The following is a 16,976-nucleotide window of genomic DNA, read 5'->3' as shown; positions in this document are numbered from 1 at the left end:
AGCGCGCTCCGGAAGACCGGCGACAGCGCTAAACTGGGGAAGATTCAAACGGCACTTCTGGGGAGTATTGAGCCGGCATCGACACCTGCCAAGCTTGAGGCCGCGTCATTCCGGTCCGCCTTGTTCGGCATCGTATTCACCGCTGCTTTGGCCTGTCGGGTGTCAATGCAGATGGCCGGCAATTCCTCGGCGCGAAGACCATCATAAATCAGGCCAACTGCGAGCAAGCTTCCAGGTCAACCCGTTCCAGCGGCAAATCGACATTCCGAAGGGCTTGATGAAGCGCCTGCGGCTGGCTCTGCGCCCATCCTTCCTTCACGATCCGGCCGTTGTCTTCAACAACGCAGATTGCGGTCTCTTCCAAAGAGAGGTGAGTAGGCGGTAAGCGCCGCGCCGCCTTGCAGCGACCGGTTTCTCACCGCACCGGGTCACCGGAGGCGGTCACCCGCCTCCGGTTCCCATGGAACGTAGCGTCCGGATTTCCGGCACTACGCTCTTCGGAATTTGGTTCGCAGCACGGCGAGTGCTTGCAGCGCCCGGTACGGGAGCCGCGGCTTCGGCTAGCCCGTTCTTCCGCGAGCCCTGCAGCGTCATGGGCATCGGGCTGTTCGCCTTCATCGCATTGAGGCTCTGGTGCGCCTGGCGGGCATCGATACACGCCACGTTCTTAATGCGTCGTCGATCGCATTCGGCGTGCCCTCAACCTTCTCGGAACTCAGCTTGCGTCCATATCCATTTAATGCAGATCTGCGTGTTTTCCATCGACAGGTCCAGGCCGGCATAAGCCCGCACGGCCGTGGATCGATGAGACGCTGGGCCGGCGGTCCAACCGCACCGGTAAGTGCATGGGAGATATCGCTCCATACGCCCTTGGCCGCCCAGCGCTGGAAGCGGTTGTAGAGTGTCTTTCTCAGGCCATACGCTGCTGGCGCATCGACCCAACGACCGCCGCTCTTGATGACATCGATGATGCCGCTGATGACGCGACGGCCGTCCACCCGCGGTTTGCCACGCGTGTCGGTGGGCAGGTGCGGCTTCAGCTTAGCAAATTGCGCGTCGTCAGCCAGAAATAGTCGCGATTCATCAATGACCCATCTGGAGACCGTGAATCACGGCAGCCGCATCAATGGAAGCCCTTTGTGGGTCGGGGCCCTAAGGCAGTGCGGGCAACCAGAACCACTATCGATAAATGCGCCATTTGCCTATTTTCTCGGAAACAAGTTGAAAAACGGAATTGCTCTCCAGTAACTGATTCCCCCATAGGCCGTCTCTTGACGTAACAACAAGAGTTTTACAAAGGTACTTTTCCCTCATGAGTCTGAGTCTTTCCTCAGAAACGCGTCCATCAAAGACTTCTTTGAAGAAATTGTACACATATGCTGCTTGCTCTGGTGTGAGTTGCGCTGCATAGGCGCGCAAAAGCTTTAGCTCTGTTGCGCAATTCCGCCTTCTAGACAGTACTGCCCACGAAATATTACCAGGCATACTCGTCAAACCGGCAAGGTCAAGCGGGTTATTGGCGACGGCTTCATTCGATGGTGTTACCCGACGCACCGCCTCCCACATTTCAGGAGACGCTCTGAAAGCTGTGCCCTCCTCGGTTTCATATCCTTGAACGCGAAATTGGAATGTGTACGAGTATGCGCGTTGAATGCCGGCCAAAACCGAGGGAGCCATCAACATGATCGCAGTTATGGTCGTCAGGCGACCAATTCTTGTGCTTTTGCCGACGTGCAAGGAGAGTAGAGAGGCTGTCATGACGATCATAAGCATTATTGATGGAGTTATTACATGCCATCCTAAGTCATTATAATCAAGTATACTATGAAGAAACTGGGCGCAAAGCATTGGTGAAAGAATGGCTATGGCAATCGTTCGGTCGATAAATTTGTAACGAACCGAATCGTCGAATGGTCGCGCTAAACACCAAATAAGAAACGACGTATATAGAATACCGAACTCGAGAAAAAATAAGAAGGTCCAGAAGCCAGTAACGTCAATAAACCAATAGTGAGACGTAAATACAGGAAAAACCCAAAAATCGACGGCTTTCCTGTATTGTAATAGAACAGACTGTTCATAAAGCAATACCCCTGCGCAGAGTGAAAATATCGTAACGATAGCCGAGATTGAAATGGCAATTTCCAGGAGGCGTTTTTTTTGCAGAATGTGTGAAATAGACAGCGCTCCTAAAACAGGTAGTATAAAAAGGAGCGAAAAGCCACCTGCCCACGTGGAGCTGCCGTAGGCAGACGACAGCATGGCGCCCATTAATATAGGCAAGTTAAGGCTCCTAGTATTATAATATATAATTCGCACGTATGCCATGATGGCAATCAAGGCAACGGTTCCGGAAAATAAATGCTGGGGCGCCCATGCCGCCTTAAAAAACCACGTCGTCAGATGTTCCTGCGTCATCCAATTATCGAGCAAATTTCCAGAGGCAAACTGCGCAATTGGCCTAAGGGACGTGGAAAGCAAAAGCGGCAGTACCCACCAAGCGGCATTTGCATTTCTGCTTCGTGCCACGGTCAGCCATGCTATAACGAACGTCGAGGACAAGGCCGTCACGCCGGTAAGGGCAATGTCGGCCTCCCAGCCGCTTGCGCCGGTAATGACTGATGTACACGCGGCTATGAAGTGCCAGACGTAGTAGTAAATAAGTGTATTTGCACTTCCGACGTCGGAATAGAATGGATTCTTGGGAGGCAAACCATTTTGAGCAATTTCATTTACGATAGCTATTTTGACATGGTCCCAGATTGGGGCGCCAACGCCAGCGCTTTCGCCATAATGCTGCGGAATGATCGCGAAAGCAGGCAAAAGGCAGACGAGAAATGCAACAGCTAACCAGGAAAAGCCGGGACTGACTGGTGAGCGCAGCAGGGGGGAGATCGCGCCTCTCGACAGCCAGTGTGCGACAGCGGAGAACACAAGGATGATCATTAACAGATTGATTGGCGTCAAAGGTAATAGATGAAAAACGGACGCGCCCGGAGCGCCGAATAGGCCAAGCCCGATCGCCGGCGCGATAAGCAAGCGCATCTGAATGTTGCTGTCAAAGTACCTCGAAACAGGAAACCCTATGGTATATCCAACGCCGCTCGCCACGAGAGCGCTGAAGATGACGGGTGAAGCGTTTACTAACAAAGTGCTCTCCGAATTCTTGCGGGACTTAACTAGATTTCCTGACCGTTCTTAAGGCACCAGTCGGCAGAAAGGCGCATACCCTCGCGCAACGCGATTTTAGGCGCGTAGCCGAGCAATTGTCTGGCCTTGGTGATGTCGCAAGCAATCGTCTTGTTCATTTCGGAAAGAATATGGATTTTCTGTTGATAGATGCCGGCATACTGAAGAGTCGCATCAACCTTAGTAGCGATTTCGGCCACAAAGCTCGGCAGGCGGACCTTGTTAGGCTTAGTTTTCATGCCGAAATCTTCGTGCAGGACCTTGCCGACCGTTTCAATAATTTCGTTCAGGGTGTAAGATGTCTCGTCCGCAAGCCAGAAGATCTCGTTGGCAGCGTTTTTGTGGCCTGCGGCGAGAATGATGCCCTGCGCCAGATTGTCGGTATAGCCCATCGAGCGGCGGTTCCGCCCAGATCCAACGATGGGGAACTTGCCATTCTTCACCATCTTGAAAAAGAGCGTTTGCCTTGACGGTTGGTTGGGTCCGTAGAACCAAGGCGCGCGGACGATAACAATTTCCATTGAGCTGCCAGCGGCAATTTCCGCTCGCACCATCTTTTCCATCAGCATCTTGGAGCGGCCATAGCCCATGTATGGGTTATAAGGGCTTTCCTCCGTGAATCGGTGGTTCGCATACGGGTTGCAGCCCATTGGCGAATTCGATGACATCACAATCGCGCGCTGCACACCTACCTTTTGCGCTGCCGTAAGCAGATTGATCGTGCCTTGCGTGTTGATCGCCTCAAACTGGGCGACCGTTTTGGGATGAATGACCCCCGCCATGTGGATTAATACGGCGCCCTCGGCGCCGGCAACGAATGTGCGGACAGTTTCCATGTCTCGGATATCACCTGTCACGATTTCCACAGCGTGCTGACGCAACTGCGACACGTCTTCTCCCGCAAGAACGAGCGCCCTTACCCGAAACCCTCCATCTGCAAGAAGTCGCGCTTCGGGCAAACCTGTCGTCAACGCCGCCGCGACGCGTCCGCCCAGCCATCCGGCGGCTCCTGTCAGAAGCACCAGGGGCGCATGCAAGGTCACCGAGATTGTCGATTGCATATGGGCAACGCCTCTGTGTTACAAAGCCAGGGCAAACGCTGCCGCCATGCAGGCGCCGATCAGATAGCTAGTCTTGTCCTTGATTGCAAAAACAACCGGATCGTCGTGCAAGTCCATGCGATGGCTCAGGACCCAGATCCTTTGCAGCCATATGAACATGCCGGCCGGCGCGACAAAGAGCCATACGGGATCGTTATATGCTTCCGTGACTCTGGCGTCCAGCGTAACGAAAATCAGCATGATGACAATCGAGGCCGTGGCGGAAGCAAGGCCATAGCCCAAGGTGAGCGGCCAATCGTCAGGCAAATATCCCCGCCCTTTGATAACGTCCTTCCCTTGCGAGTGCGCACGCATCACCTCGGCATGACGCTTTGCCAGCGACAGCGAAAAGAAGAGCATGGATGAGAAAGAAAAAAGCCAGGGCGAGAAGTCGAAATCGTTCAGCACCTGCCCCATGACGATCCTCAATGCGAACAGAGTTCCAATTACCGTCACATCAAACAGGGCGTAACGCTTGAAGCAGAATGAATATGCTAATGTCAGCGCCAGATAGCTTGAAACAGCCAGTGCGAATCGAGGGTGCAAAAGCAAGGCTATTCCAAGCCCTGCAGCGAGCAGGAATATGCTGGCCAATAAACCGCTCATGATGCTTATCTTGCCGGCGGCAATCGCCCTGAAGCGCTTAGTTGCATGCGCCCGATCCGCCTCCAAATCAGCCAGGTCGTTGATGACGTAGGTTGAAGAAGCTACGAGACCGACAGCAAGGAAGGCGATCGCCGTCTTCAAGACGACGTGGAAGTCGCTCAGTGTATGGCCAAGAAACAGCGGAACGAAGATCAGCACATTTTTCGACCACTGGTGTATTCTAAGCTCAGACAGCCAGTCCTTCACCGGCTCGCTTTTTTCTGGGATGATTATCTTAACCTCGGCGCCAGCGTGACGGAGTTGGCTTGCGTACCTTACCCCGTTGCCAACAAGAACGGCTCCGGTAGCCGCTTCCCAGATAGGAAAATCCGCAGCATTGTCGCCTGCATAGATGAACCCATTGGGGAAGCTTTCCTGAAGCCATGTCAGCTTGTTGCGGCTCTTCAGGTTCAACGAGCCATCGCTGCCCTTCGCTCCGTCGAATCCGCCAAGATGAGAGATGACGTTGTCAGCTATGCTCTGGTCAGCTGCCGTGACGAGATAAATTTCACGCCCGACAGCATGCGCGCCACGTATCAGATCCAACACCTCTTCACGATATGGAAGCGTCCGCGCTTCAATCGGACGAATGTTTGCCAGCGTCTGTTTCAGGGCCGCGCGGTTAAACCATCTTGGAACGGAACGAAGCAGGCGCTGCGGCGAATGAAATAAGGCTTGAAAGAAGTTCTCATGGAAGCTGTCCGACTTTATCAGAGTGCCGTCCAAGTCACAAACTAAAGGTATTCGGCGTTCAAAGCCGCGTAAATAAAGCATCATCATCTTACTCCTCGAAGCGCTGATCAGTCACTGCTGCGACCTCACCAAAGAGGCAAACAGCACTGTCGGTCTCGACAGGGGACGCCCAAAAAATTGCTATTCTGCTTGGCGTGAGGATCGCCGAATGTCGCCGCAAGCGGTTTGCTTCCTTGAAAGCGTCCACGCGCCGATGTGCCCTAATGCATCGAAAACGGCGGCACGTGATGGAAATCCGATTCCAGCGCGTAACGGCATTCCACCGCCGAGCGCCGATCCGCCTAAAAGATGCCCAAGTGGCTTTAATTTCCGGTCGGAGCGGCCCCCAAGGCCTATCCATACCGGTTTGAATCGTGGCCAGTGAGGCGCAAAAGCGAAGCGCTCGACGTTTTTCGAGAAGGCGCACCTTGAACCCGCTTTGGGCGATTTGCTGCGCCAGGGTCGGGCCACTACTGTCCATTACACTCGCATTAGCAACATTGGCCATTATCGTCCCGCCTTCACTTGATGAATCCAACCGGTCGCGTGACTCCCCGCGGTTAGGTGACGTACGGCGTCCTGCGTTTTTCGGGCTCAAGCGGGCAGATCCCGGGTTGGGGTGCTGCCACACCAATCTCGTTGTCCCAGCTCGACACGGGCGGGGAACGCATCTACGCGAGTGATAAATCCCCTGACCCGTCCCAACTTGGGGGACGTGAACTCACGCCGACCTGACATATTGCTTTTTCCTTCGTTTATCGATCGCGAGTTGGCTCCACCTGAATGTTGGTCGGAATGTCCGGTCGCATGGCGATAAAGGAGCATCAAAAGTCGTGCCAACTCTGCAGACAGAGGTGCCGGGAAGAGGTTTCTTGCATATGATTCAACGGTCTGCAGATTGAGACAGAATTCCTGCCCCGTGTCGCGCACTCGACAAAATCGACATCAGGTACCGGTCGTTTAATCTTTTCCAACAATACGGCCGAGCAGACGAAGCGAGCGCATGTGGAATCCGAGATCTGGCCGCACAATGAATCTGGGAGCACTTTTGGTGCGTGAACTCCTCCACGTGACCTCCAGCCGCAGATCGGAAAAGCTCGATCCTGGATAAGCTGGCGCTTACTTCGAGGACCTTGAGATTAGCGTAGTTCCCTCCGGACTCACCGTTCAGCTTCATTCCCGACGTGGTGATAACGCCGCGCATTGCAGTACACCCGCCGAAATCGTAATTCCTGCGGCTTTCAGCGCTGGCTGTGGTCGTCACTAGGCCGTCAAGGCAACCCCGATCATCACTTCTTTCATCGAACTCTCTGCTTCTCGATGATGGTGTTCGGGGGCGACCGTTCAGCCGGGATGCTGATGCCCAGGCCTCTCGGATGGCGATCAGGCTTGCGCTCGTGGTTGTGGCGGAAACACCAAGAGCGGCGCTATTCAGGCCGGCTCGTTCGATGCCCGGTTACCGCGTTCGTTGGGTTTCCCGTAGTTGAGATCGTCCCGTGGTAACCTCGCTCAAAGCTTGTTGGAAGCATGAGCGAGCGCTCGAACGCGGCATCATCCATGTCTACATGTGCCTTGCTTCCGGATAGGCGCCGTTGGCGACTTCTTCGGAAGAGGCTCGAAATGCCATTACGGCCTTCTCCTGCAATTCGGGCTCGAAACCGATGCGCGTATTTCTTGGAGTGCCGGTCAGCAAGCCGCGTCGTAAGGCACAACTTCGACTGACAAGCTGCCCGAAACGAGGAGCACTCATGCTGGAATAAACCTTGCCGATCAGTTTGCGACAAGGGCCTTCTCCTCAGTCCGTGACGCTTTGCGGATAACAACGGCATGCCCTTTGCTAGTCACTGCTATGTCGTATATCCGATATCGGACAGCGGGAAGGATTCTGAGGTGTCTAAATCCCGATCGCTAAGTCATGAACCGTTGTAGTTTGGGAGACGCGTATGCCGTGTGCACGGGTCATCATGGGATCGACAGCAGTCGCGCCTGATTGAGCGCTGCCCCATGGCTTGACCCATGGCACGGTGAAGCGGTGCGGATTTCAGCATCGGCGGCGATCGACATGCCGAGCAGCGACTCCATTCAGGTCCAGCCGCAGCCGGCATTCTTCCAGCAGATTGACTACTGCCGCACCTGCTTTCACGAGCTTAGCCACTGGACCGGCGACTCGACGCGGCTTGCGCGCAACCTCTCGGGCTCCTTCGGCTCCGAGAGCTATGTACGCGAGGAACTGGTCGCCGAAATCACTACCGTCTTCGTCTGCAGCAGCCTCGGCATCGAGCCGACCGTGTGCCATGCCGATTACATCGGCTCATGGCTGAAAGTGCTGCGCGAGGACAACCGCGCCATCTTCCGGGCGGCGAGCCATGCCTCGGAAGCCGCCGATTTCCTGCTTGGCCATAGCGCCTATGCCGAAGGCGCGGCGGACCTCGTCGTGTCGCGAGCGGCGATTAAGGGCTAGCATGTCGGCTCCGACGCCGCACTCGCTTTCGAGACTCACGAGAACTGATGCCAATCGCTAGATGGACGATCTCGGAGGGACCAAAAAGGTCGCCTTTTGCCAAGTCGGATAACCAGCATCATGGCTTCCCCAATTTACTGGCCTTGACGCACAGAACCTGAGCCTGCGAAGGGGTCCGATACGCCACCGTAGAGCTGGATACACGGTTTTTCGGCTGTTGGACCGGCGGTACAAGGGAGACCGCACAGCGAAATAAGATCATGCGACGGATTACTTTTTTGCGCGACTTCCAACGAGAACACCCGTGCTAGCATTCCGCCAGATCATCAAAGTTTCACGCAAAAGCGAAGGGCCGCGGAGCGCATGTCTTGACGAAAGTAATTGAGAATGAATGGATTCAGATGTGGGATGGACGCAACTTGGCAGCCAGGATTTGGCTTCCCGGCTTCGGGGGAGCGGCGCCTGCTCTTTTTGAATACCTGCCCTACCGCAAGCGCGACGGAACTGCGGGGCGCGATGAGACGACGCATCGGGTTTTTGCTGAAGCGGGCTACGCCTGCGTGCGTGTCGACATTGCCGGAACGGGCGACAGCTTCGACGACGAATATTCCAAACAGGAGTTGAGTGACGGCGAGACAGTTCTGGCCTGGATCGCAGCGCAGGAATGGTGCGACGGCAACGTTGGAATGGTAGGCATCTCGTGGGGCAGTTTCAACGGTTTGCAACTGGCCTATCGCCGTCCACCCGCTCTGAAGGCGGTGATCAGCATCGCTTCGACCGTCAATCGCTATGCCGATGACATTCACTTCATGGATGGCTGTTTACTAAGTGACAATGTTAACTGGGCCACCCAACTGTGTGCTTATCTCGCCCGTCCGGCGGATCCTCAACTTCGCGAGGACTGGCGTGAGGACTGGATCGCACGACTGGCAAACGTTCCTTTCTCTGCCGTTGACTGGCTACTGCATCCGACCCGGGATGATTTCTGGAAGCATGGCTCGCTATGCGAGGATTGGTCGCGGATAGAGGCGCCGGTGCTGGCAATCACCGGTTGGGCGGACGCATATGTCAATGCGCCGCCGGCGCTGGCGTCGAACCTCCGGGTTCCGTGCAAAGCGATGATCGGGCCTTGGGAACACAGCTATCCCCACCTTTCGCGGCTCGATCCTGCCGATTTCCATTCGGAAGCGATTCGCTGGTTCGACCGCTGGCTGAAAGGAGATCGCAACGGCGCGGAGGATCCGCCCGCTTACCGTGTTTACATGCAGGAGCATTTCAACCCGAGCAAGGAGTACGGCCCGCGGGTGGGGCGTTGGGTGGCGGAGCAGAGCTGGCCCTCAGCTCACGTGAATGACCGGATTCTTTTCTTGGGGTCAGATGTTTTGAAGGACAATGCGACCGTTGGGACTGTCGCTGTCTCAAGCCCTGCGCACATCGGCCAGGCAGGAGGGTACTACTGCCCCGGCATGCGCATCGACAACGAACTGGCCGAATACGTTCGACGACTTCGGCCAGAAGATCAATCCGCCTCACGGAATGACCGTAGGCAGCGATGTTCGGATGCACTACGCCATCCGTCCCAACGATCCAGCATCGGCCCGTTTCGAAAGCCAGTGGAATTTCACCTTCAAACGTCACCAGTGGCAGGTTGCGATCCAAACCGAACACAGCATGAGCTGCGACCCTCAATACTTCTACCTTCACCGCAAGGTGCGCGCCACCGAGGGCCCGGGAGAAATCGAGGTGTTCGCAAGAGAATGGTCCGAAACCATTCCGCGCGGGCTGCTTTGATCTGTCCGAGGAAGGAGATGATGAATTTTCGCGCGGATCAAGGCTCTCTCGGGTATCTGAAACTTGGTCCAAGCGGCCCGGGCGTTTCATCGACGCTTCTGAGTGTGCCGTGGCCGCCGGTGATGCACACTATAGGGCAACCCGACTGCGAGCTCGATATAGCTCGGAAGCAGCACAACGCTGTCATAGGGCCCAAGCCTTCGCAAGAAGGGCAATAGAGAGGACGGACTGAGGTATTGCCCTATTCTACACAAAACATCGGTTTGCGCCAATTGATTTGCTCCAGGCGTGGCGTCAAGGCCTTGTGCAGGCGAGGACGGCCGGCTGAGGAACGCGTGGGAGGAGAAATATGAGAACGGTCTATGTGGTTGGCACGTACGATACCAAGGACAGCGAACTGCGCTATCTCCGAGACCTTATCAAGGATGCAGGTTGTAAGGTCGTCCAGGTCGACGTTTCGGTATCGGAGTTTCACAGCGAAGCCTCAGATGTCGACGTCCTGTCATCAGAGGTGGCGGGCTTCCATCAAAACCTGTCGAAGGCCGAGGAACTCAAGGACCGGGGCAAGGCAGTCGCCGCGATGTCGCAGGCGCTGGTGGAGTTCATTCGATCACGCCCGGACGTCGACGGCATCATCGGCGCCGGTGGATCGGGTGGAACCGCGCTGATCGCACCTGCCATGCGCGCTCTCCCGATCGGCGTCCCGAAGGTGCTCGTTTCGACCGTCGCCTCCGGCAATGTCGCCCCGTATGTGGGGCCAACCGACATCAGCATGATGTATTCGGTGACGGACGTGGCGGGACTCAACCGCATCTCACGTGTGGTTCTCGCCAACGCTGCCCATTCCATTGCCGGGATGGTACTTAACAAGGTCGGCGCCGCGGCTGACGAAAGGCCGGCCATCGGCCTAACAATGTTTGGTGTCACGACGCCCTGTGTCCAGGCGGTAACTCGGGCGTTGGAGGCGAGCTTCGACTGCCTGGTATTTCATGCAACCGGAACAGGCGGGCAGTCCTTTGAGAAGCTCGCCGACTCCGGCCTGCTGGTCGGCGGGATTGATGTGTCTACCACCGAGGTCTGCGACTATCTGGTTGGAGGCGTTTTCCCCTGTACGCCCGATCGCTTCGGGGCCTTCGCTCGGACCGGACTGCCTTATTTGGGCTCCTGCGGCGCGCTCGACATGGTCAATTTCGGTGCCATGAATACGGTCCCGAGTCAGTTTCGCTCTCGCCGGCTGCACGTCCATAATCCGCAGGTCACGCTGATGCGGACGACCCCGGAGGAATGCAACAGGATCGGCGAATGGATCGGAGAGCGATTGAACCTCTGTGAGGGGCCAGTTCGCTTTCTCATCCCGGAACTGGGTGTCTCGGCGATCGATTCGCCCGGTCAGCCCTTCCACGATCCTGAAGCCGATGCTGCCCTGTTCGCAGCTCTTGAACGCACGATCCGTCGCACCGACAAGCGAAAGCTGAGCCGCTTTCCCATCCACATAAACGATCCAAAATTTGCGGAACTCATTGTCACAAACTTTGAAGAGGTCCTTCGTGAGCACTGATCCCTGCATCAAACGTCCCACCCGTTCGGAGCTTATGGACCGCTTCCAAAAGAAGATCCGGGCCGGCGAGCCGATCATCGGCGGCGGCGCCGGCACGGGCCTCTCCGCCAAGAGCGAGGAAGCCGGCGAGATCGATCTCATTGTCATTTACAATTCGGGCCGCTACCGCATGGCAGGTCGTGGTTCGCTTGCGGGACTTCTCGCCTATGGCAATGCCAATCAAATAGTCGTTGATATGGCCAGCGAGGTCCTGCCCGTCGTGACGCGCACCCCAGTTCTTGCCGGCGTCAATGGGACTGACCCGTTCGTCGTCATGCCCAACTTCCTGCGGGAACTGAAGGAGATCGGGTTCTCCGGCGTGCAGAACTTCCCAACCGTCGGTCTGATCGACGGTCACTTCCGTCAGAGCCTCGAAGAGACCGGGATGAGCTACGCGCAGGAGATCGAAATGATTGCTGAGGCTCATAAGCTAGATCTGTTGACCACGCCGTATGTGTTCTGCCCGGAAGATGCGGCGGGGATGGTGAAAGTCGGGGCCGATATCCTTGTCTGCCACATGGGATTAACCACGGGTGGCGCGATCGGTGCGCGTTCGGGCAAGTCGATGGACGATTGCGTCGATTTGATCAACCAGTGCATCAATATGGCCCGAGCGATCCGCGACGACATTATCATCCTCTGCCATGGTGGTCCGATCGCCAATCCGGAAGATGCTCGCTTCATTCTCGACTCCTGCCCGGGATGCCACGGCTTCTACGGAGCAAGCAGCATGGAGCGGTTACCGACCGAGGAGGCGATCAAGTCCCAAACGCTCGCCTTCAAAGCGATCCGCCGCCAGAAAGCCTGACTGCGAAGGAAAAGGCAGGAAAGAAGATGTCCGTGGTCAAAAGTGGAGATCAGCCGCCGAGCTGGTGCGAGCTCACCGGGTTTGAGTTCGTCGAGCTTTCCGATCAACCGCTGCCGCTCCCGATCACTGCTGAAAAGCAGCGTTTGCTAGTGACGCGCGGATCGTGCCGCTTAACCAGCGCAAAGGGAGCGCAGGTTCTCAGCGAAGGCCAGTTCTGGGACATGGATGAGGCCAACGGTCCCTTCACTGCGGATGCCGGAGATGATACGGCGCAGGTCCTCATCTTTTGCGGCAGGTGGGGCACTGAGTTGGGCGGTTGCGGCATTTTCAACCTCACTCCGAGCACCCCAGTCGCGGTAAGGGGCGACCCGGTTAGCTATCCCAAGTCGACCAATTTCGACTCTCACTATCACGACTGTGACGAATACTGGGTGATCATCGAGGGCGCAGGCACCGTCGTTGTCGGACCGCGCAGCTTCGCAGTCGAGGCGGGTGATTGTGTTGCCATCGGCATGGGACACCATCACGATCTTCCTCAGCTTCGGGCCGACGTAAAGGGCGCCTATTTCGAGACAACACTTGAAGGCAAGAAGCGATTTGGACATCTTTGGGAGCATAAGCACGGACCTGCTGACGTTCGCGCGGAGCGCGCGTGATTTTGGCTGAAGCCCTACCTATTTGAAGGAAACATTCATGACCTATAAGGTCCTGCATATCGGAGCCGGTGGCTTTGGAAAGACCTGGTGCGACAAGTTCCTGCCGCCGAACGTCGCCGACGGGACCATCGAGGTAGTCGGCCTGGTGGATATCGATAGCAAGGCTCTGGAACACGGCCGGCGGCGCCTCGGTTTAGGGGCTGAGCAGTGCTTCACCTCGGCACAAGAAGCCTTCCGGGCAGTGCACGCCGACTTCTGTACGATCGTGATCCCGCCCGCTCTGCACGAATCCGTAGTCGATCTGGCCCTTGCTCGGGGCATGCATATCCTGTCGGAGAAACCGATCGCCGATACCATGCAGGCTTCCATTCGCATCGCCGACAAAGTGAAAGCGGCAGGCCGCAAGATGGGAGTCACCATGAGCCATCGGTTCGACCAGGACAAATCAACACTGAAATCGATCGTAGGTGAGAACGCCCTCGGCCGGATCAATACGGTATCGTGTCGATTCGCTAGTGACTACCGCATTTACGATTCCTGGAGCCGTTTTCGTCATGAAATGACGCATCCTATGCTAATCGAGGGCGCGGTGCATCACCTCGAGATCATGGCCGATCTAGCGGGGGCAGCCTGCGAGTCGATTTATGCCCGCACTTGGAAACCTGAATGGGCGGAATACACGGGCGACACAGACGTAATAGTTATGATGGACTTCGCCAATGGCGCGCATGGGGTATATGAAGGGTCGTCAGCACAATCCACCGGGCTCAACGACTGGGGCTATGAGTATTTCCGAGTGGAAGCGGCATCCGGGACGGCTATCCTTGACCATCGGGAGGTCGAGGTGTTCCATCGGGATACCAAGCGGATTTACCAAACAAGCCGGCACGGGAGAGGGCAACAGGTATCGCTGCTCACTGGCAAGAAGTGGCAGAATACACTCTTGGTCGAGCAGTTCTGCCATTGGGTTGACGGCGGCCCGCCAATGGCTACCAATGTCGAGGACAACTTGCAGTCCGTGGCCATGGTGTTCTCCGCTATTGAAAGTGCCCGGCTCGGCCAGCCTATCAAAGTGCAGGAATTCATCCAATCGTTCCGACACGGCGCTTCAATTGCAGCTGGGCCAAGTGTAGCATCCGCCTCATAATGTCTGATCTGATCTTTCACTCGGGTCGACCACCTCCTGCAAGGTGGGGCCCCGCACACGCGAGATCGGAGTTTGTCTAAACCCTTAGCCGTCTCGGCAAGCCCAACACGCACTCGTGGTCCTGCTATAGGCACGGGCCTGCGCGCCCAGGCGGCCTCGCCGGGGCGGCGAGCAATAAACGCCGGCGTTTGCCAGCATGGGCGCCCCCCTCGATCTTTTCCCTGCTCGATTTGCGGCAGGAACGGCTATTACAAGTGATCGAGACAGGCGTTTGCCGACGGCTGGGCGACAATGAGAGAGTGCGTTTCGACGGCCGCCTGATTCTGGCCTACATTACCGGGGTTGGCAGATGTGGTGCAAACTGTTGAAATGACGTAAGATTCGGTTGCACGCCGATCCGCGCCATTTCCCGGAGACCACACCCCTCATGAATTTTTCATGCTAGCAATCTTGGCGGTCTTCAAGAAGGTGGCTGCGAACTGCTTAACCAGCCCCATCGGGGGCGCCCAGTTCCAATTTTCAACTCCCTTGGCAGAACGTGCATGCTCGCGGTTTCTTGTAGAATGGCCTTCGTCTTTGGACCGATCACTGGCTTCGGATAGGCCTTTGCTATGGCGCAACCCGGCTCCCGACAAGCATCCGGCCGCTGACGGACAACTTGACACAACTTAACTGACAACGGGACACCGATCCGACATTCGACTTGGCGTAACGCGCAGGCGCACGCCGGCAAGAGCAACCGCCAGTTCATTGCGGCCTTGTCACTGCCGGATTTTTTTAGAACCAAAGGCCGTCATGCCCGGTATCGTGCCGATCCGATCCGCAGCCTGCCAGGAGCGGGACGGAACGACGCTGACGGGCCATCTATGGGGCTCCCAGCAGGGAGCCTCGCGCCAAATTACCCGCGATCCTCTCGACGAGAGAACCTTCCTATGACGCAACTATCGTGGACCACGACTGTTGTCAGGTGTGCGCGCACTTAGGTTGCCACGAAAAAATGTCAGCCCGGGGGTGAGTTTATTTCGGGTGTGGAGCACAGCCGCTTTCTATAACAAATGTAGCGATACGAAAGTGGCCCCGTTTCGAACGGGAAAAGCTCACCCAAAGGGGAATCGATATGAACAATAATATCGTTAGTAGTTTAAGTCGCCGGGCTTTTCTCAAGACTGGTGCCGTGTTCGGTGGGGGCATCATTGCTTCCGGGATGCCGCTTTCTCAGGCTATCTGGGCAGCCGAAGGCAAGGTGCTCCACGCGGGTTCAAATTCGGACCTCGCCGCACTTGATCCTGCCTGGTGTTCAGGTGGGGAAGTGGACGTGATGAGCTGCATCTATTCGAAGCTCACGCGCTACAAGCCGGGCTCTAAATGGGGCTGGGAGCTGGAGGCGGCAGAAAAGATCGAGCAGGTCGACGCCACCCATATCCGCTTCCGCCTGAAGAAAGGCATCACGTTCACCGGCGGTTATGGCGGGTTGACCGCCAAGGACGTCAAATTCTCCTTCGAACGCGCTATCAAGCACAAATCGGGCTTGGCCGCCGATTGGGGTTCGTTCGACCACGTCGAGTTGGAGGACGACCATACCGGCGTGATCGTATTCAAAGCGCCCTATGTGCCTGTTTGGCTCTTAACGCTCCCTTATTTCGCCGGCTTCATCCTCTCGGAGGCTGCGGTGACGAAGGTAGCGAAGGACGGAGGTAATTTCGGCATGAAGTCGACCGCCTTCTCTGGCCCTTATATGCTCGCCGACTGGAAGGCCAATCAATATACGCTTCTGACACGGAACCCGGAATGGTCAGGCCCGAAGCCCGGGTTTGACGAAATTCGCATTGTGCCAATCAGCGACATAAAGGCAGCAGAACGCGCTTATCAGGCTGGCGACATCGATTTTACTAATATCAGTCTGGACTCGCTTGCGACGTTCAAGAGCAATCCGCCGGCCGACACCAAGGTCGAGGAACATCCCTCGCTGGCTTACGTCTGGATCGGCATGAACATGGATCACCCGAAGCTGAAGGACGTCAATGTCCGCAAGGCGATCCAATGGGCGATCAACGTGCCGCAGATCCTGGATGCTGCCTATTCGGGCCAAGCTGCCGTGGCGACTGGCACCATTGCTCCAGGCCTTATCGGGCACCGCGACAAGGCGCTCGTCCCACCGGAAGGCGATCTGGCGAAGGCCAAGGAGTTCCTTGAGAAGAGCGGTGTCAGCTATCTCGCCTTGACCATCGATTGTCTGAACGAGAGCACTTCTTTGACCATCGCCCAGACGGTGCAGGCACAATTGTCACAGATTGGCATAACGGTCGAGGTCGATGCCCAGGATTCCGGGTCGTTTTGGACGATCGGGAACGAATCCGCAGGTGATCGCTGGAAGGACATGCAGCTCATCGTCAATCGCTTCTCCGGTCAGCCCGATCCGCATTATGAGGTGTCCTGGTTCACACAAGCCGAAGTCGGTGACTGGAACTGGGAACGCTTCCGCAGCGCTCGTTTTGATGAGCTGGTCGCAAAGGCGGTCACGATCAGCGATCCCGAGGAGCGAGCGAAGCTTTATTACGAGATGCAGGATCTTATGGAGGAGTCCGGCGCGTATCGCTTCCTCACAAACGAGGCTACGCCGATCATGTACCGGCCCACGAAGGTTGAGCCTGCAGCCCGTCCGGATGGGCTCCCGCTTTATATCGATTTCAAGCCGGTGACGTGACGATGTAGGCGGACCGGGAAGTATGTGGCTATATCTCCTCAAACGTATCGTTCTCGCGATCGCAATCATTGCGATCGCGGTGATAGTTCTGTTCCTGATGATCAGGGCCGTGCCTGGCGATCCTGCCGCGGTTCTGCTTGGGCCGC

General features: G+C 56.5%; 10 protein-coding genes and 2 pseudogenes. 7 read left to right on the top strand and 5 right to left on the bottom strand.

The window, feature by feature from the left end; genetic code table 11:
* Nucleotides 1-101 precede the first annotated feature (101 nt).
* The 5 genes and pseudogenes from NKH91_RS31735 to NKH91_RS31715 all read right to left on the bottom strand — a co-directional run.
* Nucleotides 102-364, bottom strand: a pseudogene (locus NKH91_RS31735) (IS110 family transposase); the annotation flags it as partial.
* A 436-nt stretch (nucleotides 365-800) separates the two neighbouring features.
* Nucleotides 801-1,084, bottom strand: a pseudogene (locus NKH91_RS31730) (transposase); the annotation flags it as partial.
* Between the two features lie 95 nt (nucleotides 1,085-1,179).
* Entirely contained in the window at nucleotides 1,180-3,045 is a 1,866-nt protein-coding gene (locus tag NKH91_RS31725; protein ID WP_352885564.1) for a hypothetical protein, read from the bottom strand.
* 134 nt (nucleotides 3,046-3,179) lie between these two features.
* A complete protein-coding gene (locus tag NKH91_RS31720; protein ID WP_352885565.1) occupies nucleotides 3,180-4,250 on the bottom strand; it encodes an NAD-dependent epimerase/dehydratase family protein in 1,071 nt (356 codons plus the stop codon).
* A gap of 18 nt (nucleotides 4,251-4,268) precedes the next feature.
* Nucleotides 4,269-5,714: a UbiA family prenyltransferase gene (locus tag NKH91_RS31715; RefSeq protein WP_352885566.1), complete on the bottom strand. Its 1,446-nt coding sequence runs from the start codon at nucleotides 5,712-5,714 to the stop codon at nucleotides 4,269-4,271.
* Between the two features lie 2,014 nt (nucleotides 5,715-7,728).
* Between NKH91_RS31715 and NKH91_RS31710 the strand changes: the two genes are divergently transcribed.
* The 7 genes from NKH91_RS31710 to NKH91_RS31680 all read left to right on the top strand — a co-directional run bounded on the left by NKH91_RS31710 (nucleotide 7,729) and on the right by NKH91_RS31680 (nucleotide 16,830).
* Nucleotides 7,729-8,127 carry a zincin-like metallopeptidase domain-containing protein gene (locus tag NKH91_RS31710; RefSeq protein ID WP_502899053.1) on the top strand — a complete coding sequence of 133 codons (399 nt, stop codon included), beginning with the start codon at nucleotides 7,729-7,731 and terminating at the stop codon, nucleotides 8,125-8,127.
* 368 nt (nucleotides 8,128-8,495) lie between these two features.
* Nucleotides 8,496-10,136 carry a CocE/NonD family hydrolase gene (locus tag NKH91_RS31705; protein ID WP_352885567.1) on the top strand — a complete coding sequence of 547 codons (1,641 nt, stop codon included), beginning with the start codon at nucleotides 8,496-8,498 and terminating at the stop codon, nucleotides 10,134-10,136.
* Between the two features lie 131 nt (nucleotides 10,137-10,267).
* Nucleotides 10,268-11,476 (top strand): Tm-1-like ATP-binding domain-containing protein, encoded by a 1,209-nt coding sequence (locus NKH91_RS31700; protein ID WP_352885568.1) that lies wholly within the window; start codon nucleotides 10,268-10,270, stop codon nucleotides 11,474-11,476.
* 34 nt (nucleotides 11,477-11,510) lie between these two features.
* Nucleotides 11,511-12,323: a phosphoenolpyruvate hydrolase family protein gene (locus NKH91_RS31695; RefSeq protein WP_352885572.1), complete on the top strand. Its 813-nt coding sequence runs from the start codon at nucleotides 11,511-11,513 to the stop codon at nucleotides 12,321-12,323.
* 26 nt (nucleotides 12,324-12,349) lie between these two features.
* Nucleotides 12,350-12,979, top strand: a complete 630-nt coding sequence (locus NKH91_RS31690; protein WP_352885569.1) for a cupin domain-containing protein — start codon at nucleotides 12,350-12,352, stop codon at nucleotides 12,977-12,979.
* Between the two features lie 37 nt (nucleotides 12,980-13,016).
* Nucleotides 13,017-14,126: a Gfo/Idh/MocA family protein gene (locus NKH91_RS31685; RefSeq protein WP_352885570.1), complete on the top strand. Its 1,110-nt coding sequence runs from the start codon at nucleotides 13,017-13,019 to the stop codon at nucleotides 14,124-14,126.
* A 1,117-nt stretch (nucleotides 14,127-15,243) separates the two neighbouring features.
* Complete coding sequence (locus tag NKH91_RS31680) at nucleotides 15,244-16,830, top strand: ABC transporter substrate-binding protein (protein WP_352885571.1); 1,587 nt, start codon at nucleotides 15,244-15,246, stop codon at nucleotides 16,828-16,830.
* Nucleotides 16,831-16,976: the final 146 nt, after the last annotated feature.

The sequence above is a fragment of the Mesorhizobium sp. M0894 genome, from assembly GCF_040319725.1.
In the GTDB taxonomy this organism is placed as follows: domain Bacteria; phylum Pseudomonadota; class Alphaproteobacteria; order Rhizobiales; family Rhizobiaceae; genus Mesorhizobium.
Note: the sequence above shows the minus strand (reverse complement) of the source record. Positions and strands in the feature narration are given on the sequence as shown.

Excerpts from the sequence above, each read along its gene's own strand:
- NKH91_RS31725 (WP_352885564.1), bottom strand. The coding sequence starts at position 3,045 with ATGCGCTTGCTTATCGCGCCGGCGATCGGGCTTGGCCTATTCGGCGCT.
- NKH91_RS31720 (WP_352885565.1), bottom strand. The coding sequence starts at position 4,250 with ATGCAATCGACAATCTCGGTGACCTTGCATGCGCCCCTGGTGCTTCTG.
- NKH91_RS31715 (WP_352885566.1), bottom strand. The coding sequence starts at position 5,714 with ATGATGATGCTTTATTTACGCGGCTTTGAACGCCGAATACCTTTAGTT.
- NKH91_RS31710 (WP_502899053.1), top strand. The coding sequence starts at position 7,729 with ATGCCGAGCAGCGACTCCATTCAGGTCCAGCCGCAGCCGGCATTCTTC.
- NKH91_RS31700 (WP_352885568.1), top strand. The coding sequence starts at position 10,268 with ATGAGAACGGTCTATGTGGTTGGCACGTACGATACCAAGGACAGCGAA.
- NKH91_RS31695 (WP_352885572.1), top strand. The coding sequence starts at position 11,511 with ATGGACCGCTTCCAAAAGAAGATCCGGGCCGGCGAGCCGATCATCGGC.
- NKH91_RS31690 (WP_352885569.1), top strand. The coding sequence starts at position 12,350 with ATGTCCGTGGTCAAAAGTGGAGATCAGCCGCCGAGCTGGTGCGAGCTC.
- NKH91_RS31685 (WP_352885570.1), top strand. The coding sequence starts at position 13,017 with ATGACCTATAAGGTCCTGCATATCGGAGCCGGTGGCTTTGGAAAGACC.
- NKH91_RS31680 (WP_352885571.1), top strand. The coding sequence starts at position 15,244 with ATGAACAATAATATCGTTAGTAGTTTAAGTCGCCGGGCTTTTCTCAAG.